The organism is Aeromonas salmonicida subsp. salmonicida (assembly GCF_001643305.1).
Taxonomy (GTDB): Bacteria; Pseudomonadota; Gammaproteobacteria; order Enterobacterales; family Aeromonadaceae; genus Aeromonas; species Aeromonas salmonicida.
In genome coordinates this window covers 15,313-31,470 of sequence record NZ_LSGW01000045.1, presented here as the reverse complement: position 1 = coordinate 31,470, position 16,158 = coordinate 15,313, and the positions used below count along the sequence as shown (strand labels likewise).

Here is a 16,158-nt window from a genome sequence, read left to right as displayed (position 1 = left end):
TTCCGCCACCTTCGCACATTCGGGTTTTCCAGTTGGATTTACATGCTGCTGAATCAGCATGGCAGTATTGGTGCGAAGAGAGGGACTCGAACCCTCACATCCGTGGGACACTAACACCTGAAGCTAGCGCGTCTACCAATTCCGCCACCTTCGCATCACTGCGGTGGGGGATTCTATAGAGTTTTGGATGAGCGTCAACAGCCAAAGGGGACTTTTTTCGCTGTTGACGTTCAAAGCAGCATCAAGGGCACAAAAGTTCAGCAATGAGCATCACTGCCGGGCCAGTGCATCCTGATACATCTGCTCGTATTGAGTGACCGAATCCGGCCAGTTGAAGCGGGTATTCATGGCATTGCGCTGTACCTGGGCAAACCGCTCGGGATCCTGCAGGTAATAGAGCAGGCTGCGGCGCATGGCATCGAGCAGGATATTGGCGGTTGGATCATTGAAGCAGAAGCCGGTGGCATGCTCTGGCTCCGCATCCCAGTCCACGACAGTGTCCTTGAGGCCACCGACGGCCCGTACCAGCGGCAAGGTGCCGTAGGCGAGGCTGTACATCTGGTTGAGGCCGCAAGGCTCGAACAGAGAGGGCATCAGGAAGAAGTCGGCGCCCGCTTCCACCAGATGGGCCAGTCTGTCGTCATAGGTGTTGAGGAAGGCGAGCTTGTCCGGGTATCGCTGTGCCGTGGCCTGCAACTGGGCGGCGAGGGAGGGATCACCCGACCCCACTATCACCACCTGTACCTTGTGATGCAGGAACTTGTCCAGCACGGGTAGCAGCAGGTGTACTCCTTTCTGCTCGGTCAGGCGGCACACCATGCCGTAGATGGGCAAGTCCGTGACCGGCAGGCCCGCTTCCTGCTGCAGCGTCTGTTTACAGACCCGTTTGCCAGCGAGGTTGTCCACGTCATAGGTGGCGGGCAGGAAGTCGTCAAATGCCGGATCCCAATCCTTATAATCACAGCCATTGAGAATGCCGCGCAAGTCGGCAGCCCGCTGCTGGAAGATGTTGGCCATGCCGTGGGCGCCCAGGTGGGTCAGCAATTCACTGGCATAGTTGGGACTGACTGCATTGATTTTGTCGGCATAGAGCACACCGCATTTGAGCAGATTGACGTGACCATAGTCGTAGCTGATGCGCTGTTCATAGTCAGCAATCTCGGGCATGGCCCAGAACTGCTCCCGACCGAATACCCCCTGAAAGGCCGCATTGTGAATGCTGATCACGCTGCGAGTGTGCTGGAAGAAGGGGTTGTGAGCATGGCGGGTCTTGAGCAGCAGTGGTAGCAGACCGGTATGCCAGTCGTTGCAGTGCACTATCTCGGGGGCGAAGTCCAGCTGCTCGCAGGCATGCAGGGCTGCGGCCGAGAAGAAGGCGAACCGCTCACCGTTGTCGCCATAAGCCTGGTTGTTCTCGGCGTAGAGCTGGGGTCGATCGAAATATTGCGGGCAGTCGAGTAGATAGACACAGACCCCTTCCAGCTCCATCTGATAGATGCGATAGCCGATGTCCGGCAGTCCCGGATGGGTTGGCAACCAGCGAGAGGCGATCAGTCTGGCCTCATCACGGCGCTTGATCGTCTTGTAGAAGGGCAAGATGATCCTGACGTCATGGCCCTTCTGGGCCAGATACAATGGCAGGGCTCTGGCTACATCTGCCAGGCCCCCGGTCTTCACAAGCCCCTCAACTTCCGAGGCAACAAACAGGATTTTCAGTGGGTTAATAGCCAACTCTTGCTCCCTTAGGTACCACGACGATACCGCCTTCGGATACGGTAAATCTCTCTCTGTCATGGTCCAGATTTTCACCGATCACGGTGCCGGGTGCAATTTCAACGTTCTTGTCAATGATGGCGCGCCTGATGGAGCAACCTTCGCCTATCTTCACATCCCCGAGCAATACAGACTTGCTGATGTGGCTGCAGGGGCCTATGTTGCAGCGAAATCCCAGTATGGAGCGCTGGATCTGGCTGCCCTGAATGAAGCAGCCGCCGGAGATCAGGGAGTTGGCTATCTTGACCTTGCAGTCATCGGTATCGACGAAGGTGGCGGGTGGCAAGGGCGGATAGTGAGTGTGCAGTGGCCACTTGCGGTTATACAGAGAGAAGGGGGTATCGTCGGCGACCAGGTCCATGTGTGCCTGCCAATAAGAGTCAAGCGTGCCCACATCGCGCCAGTAGACGGTGGGTTTCTCGCCCGGGATCACGTTGGTGCTGTAGTCATAGACATAGACGGGGGCGCGGGGGAACATGCTGGGAATGATGTTCTTGCCAAAATCGTGGCTGGAGTTCTCCTCGGCGGCGTCACGCTTCAGCTCGCGATAAAGCGCTTCGGTTTCGAAGATGTAGTTGCCCATGGAAACCAGCGCCTGCGTGGGGTCGCCAGGAATGTGTTTGGGATGTTTGGGCTTTTCTTCGAAGCCGATCATGCGGCCTTCCTGATCCACTTCTATCACCCCGAAGGCACTCGCCTCCTCGATGGGCATACGCAGGGCGGCGACGGTCAGGGCGGCGGCCTTCTGTTTGTGGAAGGTCACCATCTGGCTCACGTCCATCTTGTAGATGTGATCGGAGCCGAAGATACAGACGTGCTCCGGGTCCGAGATCTCGATGAAACGCAGGTTCTGATAGATGGCGTCGGCCGTGCCGTCATACCAGCGTTTTCCCATTCGCATCTGGGCTGGAATAGGGTCGATGAAGCGGTCCGTGATGCCGACTATGTTCCAGCCCTTCTTCATATGCAGATAGAGGGACTGGGACTTGAATTGGGTCAAGACGTAGATGCGCAGGAAGTCCGCGTTGACGAAGTTGTTGAGGACGAAATCGATCAGTCGATAACTGCCACCGAACGGGACAGAGGGCTTGCTGCGGGTGGTGGTAAGCGGCTGGAGACGGGTTCCTTCTCCGCCCGCCAGTATCATGGTGAGTATGCCTGCCATCGTATTTCTCTCCCTGAGTTGATGATGTGAAAAGGTTTTCAGATCACTGCAAAAAAACACCCCTAAAGGGGTGGTTATACGATTGGTATTTACCTTATCAGATCCCGGATGGGGCTCACTACCAGTTTCCTGGCGCTGGTTACACTTATTTACACTTTGCTCAGATAGACCTTGAATTTGGCATCGCTGCTGATTATGTCAGTCCGTTTGAAGTGCGTTTCCAGTATAGGTTGATATCGCAGGAAGGCGTTGGCGACTATGGTCAGGCCACCATTCGCCGACAGGTACTCAGGTGCCTTGGCGAGGAAGGTTTCGGTGGCCGCATAGAAGGTCTTGAGGCCGGCGTGGAAGGGGGGGTTGGAGACGATGTGGTCAAACTTTCCTGTGATGTCGGAATAGACGTCGGAGGCCTGGACTTGCCCCTGCAAACCGTTGATGGCCAGGGTGCGGCGGCTCGACTCCAGCGCAAGGGCGCTGATATCCACCATCTTGACCTCCAGCCCCGGATTGCGTTTGGCCAGCACAGATCCAATGACGCCGGCACCACAGCCGAAATCGAGCAGCTCGCCCGTCATCGGTGGCACTGCCGCCAGCAGCATCTGGCTGCCCGGATCCAGCTCGTCTGCACTGAATACGCCGGGCAGGGCCAGCACAGTCAGCTCGGTATCACCGGCCTTGCACTCATAACGGCTGAACCAGGCATCCAATTCGAACGGGATAACCGGCTTGCTGAGTTCGCCGTGATAGAGAGAGCAGCGGCGGGCCGAGTCGCGCTTGACTGGCTTGTTGCCATAGGGGGCCAGCAGCTTGTCGGCGCCATTGATGCCGCCGCGATTCTCCCCGGCCAGAAACAGGTCTGCACCCGCCTCCAGCAAGGGGGTCATCATGGCCAGCAGGTATTGGGCCTCTGCCTTGGCCTTGGGCATCAGCAGCAGCAGGGCATCGAAACGGGGGGCACCGCCCAGTTGGTGGTCGAACAGGATAGCGTCACCCAACGTTGCCTGCTGGCTGCGGTAGTAGCAATAATCCGTGGTAAACACAGTCAGGGAACTGGCCAGCTCAGCCAGCTGGCGGGGATAGTCATCCTCCAGGGTGCCGCAGACAAGTAGCCGCTTGCCGACAAAGAGGGCTTGGTTTCGTTCCAGCATCTGGCTGACGGCACTGATAGGGCTGCTCATCGGGTCTCTCCATGCAATTTTGGGCGGCCATTATACATAGCCCCTTTCGCCTTGACATTTATGCCGTGTTCCCGAAATATGCCCAGACACCATTTTTTGACCAGAGATGATGAAATGCGGTCCAACGAGTCGAAACGAAAGCACAAAAAAAGCCTGACATTCGGGCCTGCCGACGTTCGCGCGTAACCTCTCATCCCTGAGAAGATTCAACCCCGGTTGCGCAACCCGTACCGGGGTTTTTTATTAGTATTTTTACCGTATCCAGGAGAAGGAAATCCCATGTTTCAAGGTTCGATAGTTGCCCTGATCACCCCATTTCGACAGGGCCAGCTGGATGAGGCCGCACTGGCCCGCCTGGTGGAGTGGCACATAGAGCAGGGCACCCACGGCATAGTGCCGGTCGGTACGACGGGCGAGAGTCCGACCCTGACCCACGACGAGCATTGCCGCGTGGTGGAGTTGGTGGTCAAGCAGGTAGCAGGCCGGGTGCCGGTGATCGCCGGGGCCGGTTCCAACAACCCCGTCGAGGCCATTGAATATACCCGTCATGCCGAGCAGGCGGGGGCCGATGCCACCCTGCACGTGGCCGGTTATTACAACCGTCCCAATCAGGAGGGACTCTATCACCACTTCAAGGCGGTACACGACGCCACCAGCAAACCCATCATCGTCTACAACATTCCGCCGCGCGCCATCGTTGACGTGCAACCTGCCACCCTGGCCCGTCTGGCCGAACTGCCGCGCATCGCCGGCGTGAAAGATGCTACCGGTGACCTGGCTCGTCCCTGGACCGAGCGTCAGCTCATCAAGAAGCCGTTTGCCTGGCTCTCAGGTGAAGATGCTACCGCAGTGGCTTACAACATAGGTGGCGGGCAAGGCTGTATCTCTGTTACCGCCAACGTGGCACCCAGACTGGTGGCCGAGGTGCAAAACCTGACACTGGCCGGCAAGTGGCAGGAAGCGCGTGAACTGCAGGACAAACTCATCCCGCTGCATCAGGCCATGTTTGCCGAGCCGAGTCCGGCAGGTGCCAAGTATGCGGTCTCCCTGCTGGGCTTTTGCAGCGAAGAGTGCCGCCTGCCGGTGATGCCGTTGTCCGAGGCGACTCGCGAGCGCATTCGTAGTGCGATGCAGGCATTGAATTTGTTATAAAAAGTGGGCTCTGGATCGCGCTTTTGACTGCCTAGTCAATTAATGTGCAATGTTTGCCGATATACTCGCTTGGATACAACCAAGGATGGCAGGCATGCAGGAATGGGATCCAGAGCACTTCACCAGTTTTGAACACCTCTGTGAAGTGACACTGGCAGCAGTCAGGGAAAAGACAGAAGCCGAACAGATTTACCTCTGGTTGCGGGCGCCCGAGTCCCAACTTTACAGTTTTCAACTGGAGCAGGGGCTGATCTGCCTGAATGCAGAGGCCCTTGCGCCCGCCAAACTCCCCATCATCTTCATCGAACATGCGCTCGACAAGGGTCAGCTGGTGGTGGAGCAGACAGCCCCGACCGCCGATGTCTGGGAAACCGTCGAACCGGAAACGCCGCGCCTGCGCGCCTGCTTCCCCCTCAAGCGCCACAAGGGGCTGGAGGCCGTGGTCTATCTGGAGACCCGCCGCCGTCTCGATCGCCTCTCCCGACAGTATCCAGTTGCTGATGCACTACCTGGCCGCCGAGCTGGAGAGCCGATTGCTCGCCAGCCAGATCGATCAGGAGCGGGATCAACGCAGACACACTCAGGCCGACCTCATCCGCAGTCAGGCGTTGCAGGACTCCTTCCTCAGCATGTTGCAGGCGCTCCATCAGGTGGGGGTCAAGCTTTCCCGCTGCGATAGCGAGCAGCAGCTGCTGCACGATGCGGTGGCGCTGGCGCGTCAGGATCTGCAGTTTGATCGCATCGCCATCTTCCTGGTCGACGCCGAGTTCAAGACCATGCACGGAACCTGGGGCACCAACGAGGCGGGTGAGCTCATCGACGAGCACCACTTCGTCAGCCCCATCCCGGAGCACCCCACTGTGCAGGAGGCGCTGCGTCGCAAGGATTATGTGCTGGTGCTGGAAGATGCGCCGCTCTACTACGAGAAGCAGGAGGTGGGGCGCGGCTGGAATGCCATGGTTTCGCTGTGGGACGGTGACATGCCCATCGGCTGGATCGCTGCCGACAACCTGTTGTGGCGTCGGCCACTCAAGGCCTACCAGAGCGAGATCTTCAAGCAGTACGCCGCCATGCTCTCCCAGCTGTTGATCCGCCAACGCACCCAGGCCGCGCTGGAGCATTTCAACCGGGAACTGGAGCTGAGGGTCAGCGAGCGCACCATGCAGCTGGCAGAAACCAACCGGGCACTGGAGGAGGCCAACAAACGACTGTCCATGCTGTCGCTGGAAGACCCCTTGACCGGTATCGCCAACCGTCGTCACTGGGATCTCACCATGCAACGGGAGTGGGAGTGGGCCCGTCGTCATCAAAGCTTGCTGGCGGTGTTGATGATCGATGTGGATGAGTTCAAGTCCTATAACGATCACTTCGGTCATGCCAAGGGAGACCTGTGTCTGCAACAGGTAGCCAGCCTGCTGCAGGAGGCGGAGCGACGACGCACCAATCTGGTGGCGCGCTACGGCGGGGAGGAGTTCGTGATCCTGCTGTGCGGTCCGCAGCCTGGTGAAGCCGAGCGGTTGGCCGAACAGATTCACCAGGGGCTGAGTGAATTAAAGATCCCGCATCCGGCTTCCCGAGTTGCTGATTTCATTACGGTTAGCATAGGCTTTAGCTATCTGGTTCCCTCGCTGGATGGAACATGGCAGAGCCTGACCGAACAGGCCGATCAGGCGCTCTATCATGCCAAGTCGCAGGGGAGGGCGTGTACGCTAGCCTATCGGTGAGCCCATGCTGTTACGTCGTTACCCCATCTTCAACCGCCGTCTTGCCCTCGTTGCCTATGGCATTGATTACCAGCTTGCCGACCCTGCCGAGTGGGCTCTGCTCGCAGCGCAATGCCGTCTGCTGGCCCAGGGGCGTCAATACTTGTTGCCCTTCAGCCATGAACAGCTCGATGAGCAACGTCCCTTGCTGTTTGACCCGGATACCATTCCGCTGGTCGAGGCCTCTGCCGAGCGCCTGCCCGCCTCGTTTCCCGTGCTGACCCAGTGGCGTGACTACCGGCGGCGTCTGGCCGTGCACTGCGCCCAGCGCGAACCACGCTGGCTCAACGCCTGCCGTCTGCTGGTGTTCTGGATGGGAGAGGAGGGGATCAGCCAGCCGACCGAGCACAAGCGAATGGCTCTGGACATCGAGACCTGGGGGGATTTTTTGCCGCTCAAGGAGGCCGGGGTCGATTTCTTCGCTGGCGGTTTTCTCGCCCGTCCCGAACTGGTCAATCAGCGCGCCGCCCAGCCGGACATGAAGCTGGTGCAGGAGATACTGCAAGTCATCTGCCACGAGGAGTTCTCTTTTGCCAGGGTCGCCAGCCTGCTGGAGCAGGACGCCTGGCTGCCGGGCCAGCTGCTTACCTATGTTAATGCTCCCGGCTTTGATCACGTCAGCTCCATTACTTCTGTGCCGAGAGCCCTCTCCTATCTGGGGGAGTAGGAGATCCGCAAGTTCGTCCTCATCTACGGGCTGGCGCGGGTCTGCTATCACATGCCGGAGGCCTGTACCCGCATGGCCATCGCCCGTGGCCGCTTCTGCGAGCTGATTGCCATGACAGCGCTTGGCAAGGATGCCGCCAGCTGGGCCTTTCTGGTGGGATTGGTGCTGGATGGTTCACTGCTCTCTGCCCAGCTCAAGGCTCATCTGCCCAAGGATGTGCAGCGGGCGCTGGAGTTCCATGAGGGGCCGCTCTTTCATCTGTTCCAACTGGTGAAAACCTACGAGCAAGGAGACTGGCCGCTGCTTGCCCAGCTGGCACCGCACTACCAGCTGGATCCTGCCAGGCTGACACCCATCTATTTTCAGGCACAAATGTGGGGGCAAGCGTTTCTCGCCACCTAGGTCATGGCGATGAGGAGTGGCTCTGGCTAGAATGGGGACCCATTCTCAGACACGGATCCTGCACCATGACCCTATCCGGATTTCAAGGCCTGGTATTTGACCTCGATGGCACCCTGGTGGACTCAATGCCGCTGCATCTTGCCGCCTGGGAACACACTTCCCGTGAGTTTGGCTTTCGCTTCGATGCTGACTGGTTCTATGAGCTGGGAGGCATGCCGAGTCGAAAAATTGCCCTGCTGGTTGCCGAGCAGCAGCAGAGCGCCCTGGATCCCGTGGTCGTGACCCGTTGCAAGACAGAGCACTATGTGGCCAATCTGCACAAGGTGGCCGTCTTTCCGGCCATGCTGGAACTGGTTGAGCGTTATCACGGCCAGATCCCCATGGGGATAGGCACAGGGTCGCCGCGTATCAATGCCGAGGCTGTGCTGCGCAATACCGGACTGGATCGCTACTTCTCCGTGGTGGTGACCGCTGACGATGTTGAGTTGCATAAGCCCCACCCAGATACTTTCCTGCTGGTAGCGAGTCGTTTAGGACTTGAACCGACGACCTGTCTGGTATTCGAGGATACGGGAATTGGCGTGCAGGCCGGTCAGGCTGCCGGGATGCAGACCTGCATGGTCAGGGATGGCAAGCCGGTTGACTTGCAATACTGAAGAGAAAGCGGTGAGGGAGAGACACGAGCGGGTCAAGCATAGAGTCCATTCTCATACGGGACAGACATAATCAATGAGAATGGACTCGGTCACCCTTTGACGCAGCAATGGTCTCGGGGTGATTCAGGCAAGCCAGTTACTGCTCGCTGCTGCCGCCCTGATTGTCGTCGTAACGACTCGGGGCTCCGTGGGGGCGCGGCGCCATGGAGACGCGTGGCTTGCGGGCGCGCTGTATGCTGACCTGGGGACGGCCGGAATGCATGGCGATGGTGGAGATCTTGGCCTTGTAGACCAGCTGCTGGTTACCATGGGCATCGGTCAACAGTACGCTGTACTGGTCGAAGCCGCTGATGGTTCCTTCCAGCTTGATGCCGCTCACCAGGAAGATGGCGACCTGACTGCGATTTTTACGCAACCAGTTGAGGGCAGAATCTTGCCCGTTCCCGAGGGAGAAGGCTTGCTCAATCGTGGAGTAGCTTGGGGATTCAGTTGTCATAAATTATTGTCCCGCGGAAAAAAGTGGCGTTTGATTGTGCTAAATGGCTACTGGCTTGTCAAAGTCATTCTCACGCCCATCCCGTATGGTGTAACGACAGTACTGGTCGGCGGGGGCCGCGGCTGTAATAATTGGCGCCTCTGGCCCGTGGCGGGCCTCATCTTGGGGTTTCATCTTGCATCCGGTTTCAAACCTACACAAACCCACCTATACCCACGACGCGACCGCATGTGAAGAGTGTGACCTGCTGGTACCGGCCACGGTGCTGGCCGTGGGGGAGAAGAGCAGCTGTCCGCGCTGTGGCCATGTCCTGAGCGTCCATCTGCCGGAGCAGGAACGCAGGCCCATCTCCTATGGCTTTGCGGCCATCATCATGTTTGTGCTCTCCAACTCCTTCACCTTTATGTCTTTCTCGGCCAAGGGCGTAGGGCAGGAGATGACGTTTCTGCAGTGCATCACCACCCTGGTGGATCAGGGCTACCTGTTTCTTGGGGCTGTGCTGAGTTTGACCCTTATCGGCCTGCCGCTGGTCTATGTGGGCTCCATCATGCTGGTGCTGTGGCGGGTCGACAAGGATCTGCACAGCAATTCCCTGCGTGCGCTAGGCCGTTTGCTTTGCAGGATAAAACCTTGGCTGATGGTGGATGTGTTCCTCATCGGGGTGCTCATTTCGCTGGTCAAGCTGATGGGGATGGCCGACATCAAGATGGGGCTGTCGTTCTGGGCCTTCGTCGGTTACACGGTGCTGCTCATCAAGACGATCTCGTCGCTGGATCGCATGTGGCTGTGGCAGCGGCTGTTCGGGCCGACCGAACCCCGCGAGCTGGATGCTGATGCTGATGCTGAGGCCAGCGCCATGGCATCCGGGCTGGTGGGGTGCCACATCTGCGGCGCTCTGGGCGAGGTGGGGGAGCACAGCTGCAAGCGTTGCGGTGAGCGCCTGCACAGCCGCAAGCCGGGTGGCATCAACCGGACCTGGGCCCTGCTCTTCACGTCGGTGATCCTCTACGTGCCGGCCAACCTCTATCCCATCATGGATACCGTCTTCCTCGGGGATGACAGCCCTTCCACTATCATGGGCGGCGTGGTTTTGTTGTGGGCCATGGGGTCTTACCCCATAGCTGCAGTGATCTTCATCGCCAGCGTTGTGGTGCCGCTGGTGAAAATCCTGGCGCTGCTGTGGCTTTGCTATATGGTACAGCGCGGCCACGGGGCCTCGCCCCTTGGCAAGCTCAAGCTCTATCGCATGACTGAATTTGTGGGACGCTGGTCGATGATCGACGTCTTCGTGGTGGCCATATTGGCGGGCCTGATCCGGCTCGACAACCTGATGACCGTCTATCCGGGCCCTGCAGCCGTTGCATTTGCGGGTGTGGTGTTGATCACCATGGTAGCTGCCATGAGTTTCGACTCCCGCCTGATCTGGGATTTACAACAAGGAGAGCGCGAACGTGAGTGAGCGTAAGAAAAGGTGGAAACCCGGCTCTGATTTTTTGAGCTCGGCCGCCGCAATCTGGATGGTGCCGCTGCTGGCGCTGTTCATCGGGGTCTGGATGCTGTTCCAGCATTGGTATTCGCAAGGTCCCAGCTTCACCCTGACAGTGGCTACTGCCGAAGGGATTGTGGCGGGCAAGACGGTGATCCGCTCCCGCGAGGTGGAAGTGGGTCGTATCGAGGCAGTGGAACTCAGTGAGGATTACAGCCATGCGGTGCTGAAGGCTCGCTTGACCAACGCTGCTGCCGGCATGCTCAAGAAAGACAGTCAATTCTGGGTGGTCAAGCCCAGGGTTGGCCGGGAAGGGGTCTCCGGTCTCAGCACTCTGCTTTCCGGTGCCTATATCGAGCTGGCGCCTGGCAGAAAGGGCAAGCCCCTGGATGAATACGCCATGCTGGACAAGCCGCCACTGGCCTCCCAGGATGCCAAGGGGCTGCGGCTCTCCCTGAGCAGCCGGGATACCCGTGCGCTCGGGGTGGGGTCGCCCATCAACTATCAGGGCTTTACCATAGGCCAGGTGGAAGAGGCGAAATTCCTGCCTGAGAAGAGCGAGATGCAGTACCAGATCTTCATCAACACCCCTTATGACGTGCTGGTGAGCGGCAACTCCCGCTTCTGGATGACCCCGGGTTTCGAGGTCTCCATGAGCAGCGAGGGGATGAAGGTGAAGATGGATTCTCTGGAGAGTCTGCTCGACGGTGGCATCACAATGGGGTTACCGCCCGGCTGGGCCCCCGGTGAGCCGGTCAAGCAGATGGATGGTTTCACACTCTTCCAGGATGAAGCCAGTGTGCTTGCCGGTAGTCTGGATCAGTTCATCGATTACGTGTTTCTGTTTGAAGACAGTGTCGGTGGCCTGCATCCGGGGGCGGCTGTGGAATATCGCGGCATCCGGGTCGGTACCGTCATCTCGGCCCCCTACCTCATCGACGAGAAAGGGGTACAGATGTTCCAAAGCCGGCAGATACCGGTACTGGCGCGCATCGAGGTGCAGCGGCTCTCTCACCGCTATGCCAATGCTGAGAAGGAGCAGTGGCGTGCCCTGTTCGGCAAGCAGTTCAAGGAAGGGTTGCGGGCGACGCTCAAGACCTCCAGCCTGCTGACCGGGGGCAAGGTGGTGGATCTGAACTTCTATCCGGATGCACCCAAGTATCAGGCCATCAAGCTGGCCGGCTATCAGGTGTTCCCGACCGTTCAGGCCGGGCTGGACCAGATCGAGCGCAAGGTGAACCAGATCCTCGACAAGTTCGTCGACATGGACACGGCCAAGACGCTGACGCAGGTCAACAGCACCCTGGCCACGCTGGATCAGACCCTCAAGAGCATCAGTGCCGTGAGTTCCAATCTGAACAAGTTTACCGGTCAGAGCTCGACCCAGCAGTTGCCGGCGTCCTTGAACGACAGCCTGAAGCAGTTGCAGAGCACGTTGCAAGAGTACGATGCCAACTCCCAGACCAATCAGGATCTGCGCCAGTCGGTACAGTCGCTCAATCAACTGATGCGTGAGTTGCAGCCTCTGGTGCATTCACTCAACGAACAACCGAGTTCGTTGATCTTTGATCGCGCCCGTCCCCGTGATCCTGAGCCCAAGCGAGGTCAATGATGAAAAAACAGATAATGACGCTGGCCTTGCTGGGTCTGCTGGCGGGTTGCAGTTCGGCCCCGACGGTGCTGCACTACTACTCTCTCGATGCCGAGGCACAGCCGGCGGCCGCGGTGACGGAGCAACCCCAGCATCAACTGGTGTTGCGTCCGGTTGCGCTGTCGGGCCAGCTGGATAGAGTCAGTCTGGTCTATCAGCTGGAAGGCAATGAGCTGCACTTCGCCGAGTATCATCGCTGGGCAGGTTTTCTCGATGCCCAGCTCAATCAGCTGACCCTGAGTGGCTTGTCCAACCGCCTGCCCGGCTGGGTGGTGCGCCAGGACGGTGCCCGCAAGGGCCCTGTCCTGAGCATCTCGGTCGAACGTTTCCAGGGGCGCCACGATGGACGTGCCGTGCTGAGTGGCCGCTGGCGCTTGTTGACGGAAGAAGGCACAGTCTTGCGTGATGTTCCCTTCCAGCAGGTGCGAGTGCTGCCAGCCGACGGCTATGGTTCCCTGGTCAGCGAGCTGGGACAAGGCTGGCAACAGCTGCTTGACCAGATTGCGGCAGAGGTGCGCAAAGGCGCCTGAGTCTGACGTGAATGAAAACGGGAGGCCGAAGCCTCCCGTTTTTTATCGTGGCGCCATCAGAGTGGCGTCATGAGACTATTGCTGAACTTCCGATACTCCCTCCACCTTGACCTCGACTCGGCGATCCGGAGCCAGGCAGACGATCAGCTCATGCTTGGATTTGCTGGTGCAGCTGTCGCCGGTGACAGGGGACCCTTTGCCACGCCCCTCCACGTTGACCTTGCCCGCTGGCAGGCCTTTGCCGACGAGATAGTCAGCGACTGTCTGGGCACGCTGCTCCGAGAGCCGCTGGTTATAGGCATCCGAGCCGATGCGGTCGGTATAGCCGATCACGGTAGCGACGCCATCCGTGGGCCGGGCTGCCTCAATCTCACCGTAGAGGGTATCCAGCGCCTGCCCGCCTTCCGGTTTGAGGGTCGCCTTGTTGAAGTCAAACAGTACGTCCGAGCTCAGGGTGAATTGCTTCTCGACCATGACGGGCTCCGGGGCCGGTGTAGGCGCCGGGGCTGCTACCACAGGGGCGACCTGGCCGAAGCGATAAACCACGGCGACGGCCAGCAGACCATTGTCCATGCGCAAACCCGTATCTTCGCGGTCGCCGTATGGCGAGCTGTATTGGTATTCGAGGCGGGCGGCCCAATCCAGATTAAAGGCGTATTCGGCGCCGAGTGCCCCGACGAAGTTGAATCGCCCGTCGTTATCCAGCTTGTCACTGCTGGCCCAACCGTATCCGCCGCCAAGGCGACCGTATAGGTCCAGATTCTCTGCCACTGGGAAGCCTAGTTTGAGGGTAAGCTGAGCCAGCTGAGCCTCTACTTTATCGTTGAAGGCCGCGCCGCTACGGGTACCGCTGTACTTGTAGTTGCCCAGGTAGTCGTAACCCAGCTCGATCCCCAGATTCTGGTTTATCTGATAACCGGCGAAAGCACCGGCGCCCACTTCATCGTTGTCTTCATCGAGCAGGGTGGTGATGTTGTTTTCATCGACACCGTAGAAATTGGACCAACCCAATTTGGCACCGCCATACCAGGTGTTGTCTTGTCCGGCTGCGTGGGCGTTGGCCGCAAGCAAGCCTGAAACCAGTAAGGTAATCAGTGATTTATTCATGTTGAGCCTCTGCAATTGCATGTTGGGTGAGGGGGGATCTGGTGTCGCCTCTCCTCTATGGGTCGGGGCTTGTAGCACAGCCACAACAGGTTAAAAGTAGTCGCTTTCTTCAGGTTCTCAAGCAACTGATATAAATCATATTGTGATTATTGTTACCGTGGTTTGGCGGTGTGATTTGATCTCTGGGGCGGGGCGGCAATAGTTAAGCGAGGCAGGATCACACCGAGGTGGAGATGAACGGCAAATGGATATGGCTGTGCTGGTCGCTGTGGTTGGCCCCGGGTTGGGCCGTCGAAACCCTACATGTGGTGACCGAGGATTATGCTCCTTACAACTATCTGGAGGAGGCCGAGATCAAGGGGCTGGGCACAGAGGTGGTGGAGGCCATGCTGGAGGAGGCGGGGTTTGAGTACAATCTGGATATTTACCCCTGGGCGAGAGCCATTTCACTGGCTCGCAGTAGGCCCAATGTGCTTATTTACAGCATCAGTCGCTTCCCTGAGCGTGAGGATCAATTTCAGTGGATAGGGGTGATCGCCAAGATCAACTTTCATGTGTTTGCCCTGGCCAAGCGTGACGACATCAAGCCATTCAGCGAGCTGTCGCAGGCGCGAACCTGGTCCATCGGCACTGTGCGCAATGATGCGCTGGAGCAGTACCTGATGGGGCGCAACTTTTCCAACCTGCAGCGCAACAACAATAACGAGGCCAATATGTTGAAGCTGTTGATGGGGCGGATAGACCTCTGGCCCGTGTCGCAGGAGTCGGCAAATTACTATGTGCGTCAGGCGGGCTACGATCCCAGCACCCTCAAGATAGTGCACGACATCGAGGACTTTACCGGAGGAGAACTCTATGTGGCAGCGAGCCTGGAGACGGCGCCGGAGGTGATCAAGCGGCTGCAGGAGGCGCTGGCCACCATCAGGCAGAACGGCATCTATGACGGTATCGTGAAACGTTACCGTTGAGCCAATAGGGGATCGAAGGAGCAAAAAGAAGGGGCCGACCATGTGTCGGCCCCTTGTCATCAGTGGGCGAGGAACTCGTACTGGGTCTCGATGAAGGTGGCGGCGCGCTCGCTCAGGGCTGCGTGCACGACAGTGGTCGGGTGTACCTGATCCCAGAACATCTTGCCCTCACAGTTGAGGGGGCTGGCGCTGCGGCGGGCCATAGGACTGGCAACGGCCTGTGCCAGCAGCGGGTTGCCGGCGATGGCGAGGCGTTCCTGCGGACTGAAGGCGGAGAGCTGGCGGTCGGTGCTGACGCTGCGGGTGGCAAACGGCTTCCACACATAGCCGCCGTCGTAGCAGGGGTTCTCGACGTCGCTCAGGCCGAAGTTCTGCGGATCACGCAGCATCTCGGCAAATTGCTTGTCGATCTCGAACAGCTTTACCATGCCGGTGGGGGCCAGCTGGCGTGCCAGGTTCAGCAGCAGCTTGTTGTGATAGGCGGAGACATGGCTGACCGCCTCGACCACCTTCTGACTGCGGGCTGACGGGTTCTGGCCCAGATCCGGCAGGTTGAACAGCAGTATCTGCTTGGCACCGTTCAGTACCATGCGGTTGGCCGCATCGCTGATGGCATCGCGAACTCGCTTGGCATCCTGCTCCGTATTCCAGCCATATGCCAGATAGTCATTGGCACCGACCCAGAGGATCACCAGATCGTCCGGCTTGAAGCTGTCTTTCTGCAAGAACTGGGTGACCTCGTAGTCCAGGTTGTTGATGACCTGATACTTGGGATTCCAGGAGATCTTGTTGTAAGCCACGGCAGTGGCACCGCCTTCCGCTTCGTTGGCGATGGTCAGACCCGGGAACTGCTTGGTCAGCTGCTCCAGCCAGACGGGTCCGTTGGAGAAACGGCCCTCATAGTAGGGCGGGCTGGAGGGGAGGTAACCGCGCATCTTGCTGTACATTTTGCCGGTATCGGAGAGGCTGTCGCCGAACATCACGATCCGGGAGAAGGCGGGGCGAGTGTCGGCTGCCTGAACTGTCAGCGCGATCAACCCCAATAAACAAACAAACCATTTTTTCATCTTGTTGTTCTCATTGATGTGAAGCAGGTGGTGCCTGCAGGCTTTTCCTCGATGCGGCAAGCTGGGCTGGGAACCCGTTTTGCCATCTTGCAGCGTA

At 58.7% G+C, this 16,158-nt stretch carries 12 protein-coding genes, 1 tRNA gene and 2 pseudogenes; 8 read left to right on the top strand and 7 right to left on the bottom strand.

Annotated elements, in window-relative coordinates; all coding sequences use genetic code 11:
* Positions 1 to 68: 68 nt before the first annotated feature.
* The 4 genes from AXW79_RS05205 to rsmC all read right to left on the bottom strand — a co-directional run bounded on the left by AXW79_RS05205 (position 69) and on the right by rsmC (position 4,116).
* Positions 69 to 154: transfer RNA gene (locus AXW79_RS05205), tRNA-Leu, on the bottom strand.
* Between the two features lie 116 nt (positions 155 to 270).
* Positions 271 to 1,731, bottom strand: coding sequence for a glycogen synthase GlgA (gene glgA / locus AXW79_RS05200; RefSeq protein WP_005314016.1), 1,461 nt, complete (start codon positions 1,729 to 1,731; stop codon positions 271 to 273).
* Positions 1,721 to 2,938 carry a glucose-1-phosphate adenylyltransferase gene (gene glgC / locus AXW79_RS05195; protein WP_005314014.1) on the bottom strand — a complete coding sequence of 406 codons (1,218 nt, stop codon included), beginning with the start codon at positions 2,936 to 2,938 and terminating at the stop codon, positions 1,721 to 1,723. The genes glgA and glgC overlap by 11 nt, the downstream gene beginning before the upstream one ends.
* A gap of 149 nt (positions 2,939 to 3,087) precedes the next feature.
* Complete coding sequence (gene rsmC, locus AXW79_RS05190; RefSeq protein ID WP_005314012.1) at positions 3,088 to 4,116, bottom strand: 16S rRNA (guanine(1207)-N(2))-methyltransferase RsmC; 1,029 nt, start codon at positions 4,114 to 4,116, stop codon at positions 3,088 to 3,090.
* Positions 4,117 to 4,395: 279 nt separating this feature from the next.
* Here rsmC and dapA point away from each other — a divergent pair, with 279 nt between their 5' ends.
* From dapA to AXW79_RS05170, 4 genes and pseudogenes are all read left to right on the top strand, one after another.
* Positions 4,396 to 5,268 carry a 4-hydroxy-tetrahydrodipicolinate synthase gene (gene dapA / locus AXW79_RS05185; RefSeq protein ID WP_005314009.1) on the top strand — a complete coding sequence of 291 codons (873 nt, stop codon included), beginning with the start codon at positions 4,396 to 4,398 and terminating at the stop codon, positions 5,266 to 5,268.
* Between the two features lie 94 nt (positions 5,269 to 5,362).
* A pseudogene (locus AXW79_RS05180) lies at positions 5,363 to 6,992 on the top strand (diguanylate cyclase domain-containing protein).
* 4 nt (positions 6,993 to 6,996) lie between these two features.
* Positions 6,997 to 8,100, top strand: a pseudogene (locus tag AXW79_RS05175) (EAL and HDOD domain-containing protein).
* Between the two features lie 65 nt (positions 8,101 to 8,165).
* On the top strand, positions 8,166 to 8,756 hold the full coding sequence (locus AXW79_RS05170) for an HAD family hydrolase (protein ID WP_005313997.1): 591 nt from the start codon (positions 8,166 to 8,168) through the stop codon (positions 8,754 to 8,756).
* 136 nt (positions 8,757 to 8,892) lie between these two features.
* Here AXW79_RS05170 and hfq read toward each other — a convergent pair whose 3' ends face one another.
* On the bottom strand, positions 8,893 to 9,252 hold the full coding sequence (hfq, locus tag AXW79_RS05165; RefSeq protein ID WP_005313994.1) for an RNA chaperone Hfq: 360 nt from the start codon (positions 9,250 to 9,252) through the stop codon (positions 8,893 to 8,895).
* 175 nt (positions 9,253 to 9,427) lie between these two features.
* Between hfq and AXW79_RS05160 the strand changes: the two genes are divergently transcribed.
* The 3 genes from AXW79_RS05160 to AXW79_RS05150 are packed head-to-tail and all read left to right on the top strand — an operon-like array spanning position 9,428 to position 12,919.
* On the top strand, positions 9,428 to 10,711 hold the full coding sequence (locus AXW79_RS05160; RefSeq protein WP_005313991.1) for a paraquat-inducible protein A: 1,284 nt from the start codon (positions 9,428 to 9,430) through the stop codon (positions 10,709 to 10,711).
* Complete coding sequence (pqiB, locus tag AXW79_RS05155; RefSeq protein WP_011898307.1) at positions 10,704 to 12,350, top strand: intermembrane transport protein PqiB; 1,647 nt, start codon at positions 10,704 to 10,706, stop codon at positions 12,348 to 12,350. Before AXW79_RS05160 ends, pqiB begins: the two co-directional genes overlap by 8 nt.
* A complete protein-coding gene (locus tag AXW79_RS05150) occupies positions 12,350 to 12,919 on the top strand; it encodes a PqiC family protein (RefSeq protein WP_005313989.1) in 570 nt (189 codons plus the stop codon). Before pqiB ends, AXW79_RS05150 begins: the two co-directional genes overlap by 1 nt.
* A 75-nt stretch (positions 12,920 to 12,994) precedes the next feature.
* On the opposite strand, the gene ompA is transcribed toward AXW79_RS05150, so the two are convergent.
* Complete coding sequence (gene ompA / locus AXW79_RS05145; protein ID WP_005313988.1) at positions 12,995 to 14,026, bottom strand: porin OmpA; 1,032 nt, start codon at positions 14,024 to 14,026, stop codon at positions 12,995 to 12,997.
* Between the two features lie 233 nt (positions 14,027 to 14,259).
* On the opposite strand from ompA, the gene AXW79_RS05140 reads away from it, so the two are divergent.
* Positions 14,260 to 14,994, top strand: coding sequence for a substrate-binding periplasmic protein (locus tag AXW79_RS05140; protein ID WP_005313987.1), 735 nt, complete (start codon positions 14,260 to 14,262; stop codon positions 14,992 to 14,994).
* A 59-nt stretch (positions 14,995 to 15,053) separates the two neighbouring features.
* On the opposite strand, the gene AXW79_RS05135 is transcribed toward AXW79_RS05140, so the two are convergent.
* Complete coding sequence (locus tag AXW79_RS05135; RefSeq protein WP_005313983.1) at positions 15,054 to 16,061, bottom strand: SGNH/GDSL hydrolase family protein; 1,008 nt, start codon at positions 16,059 to 16,061, stop codon at positions 15,054 to 15,056.
* Between the last annotated feature and the right edge of the window lie 97 nt (positions 16,062 to 16,158).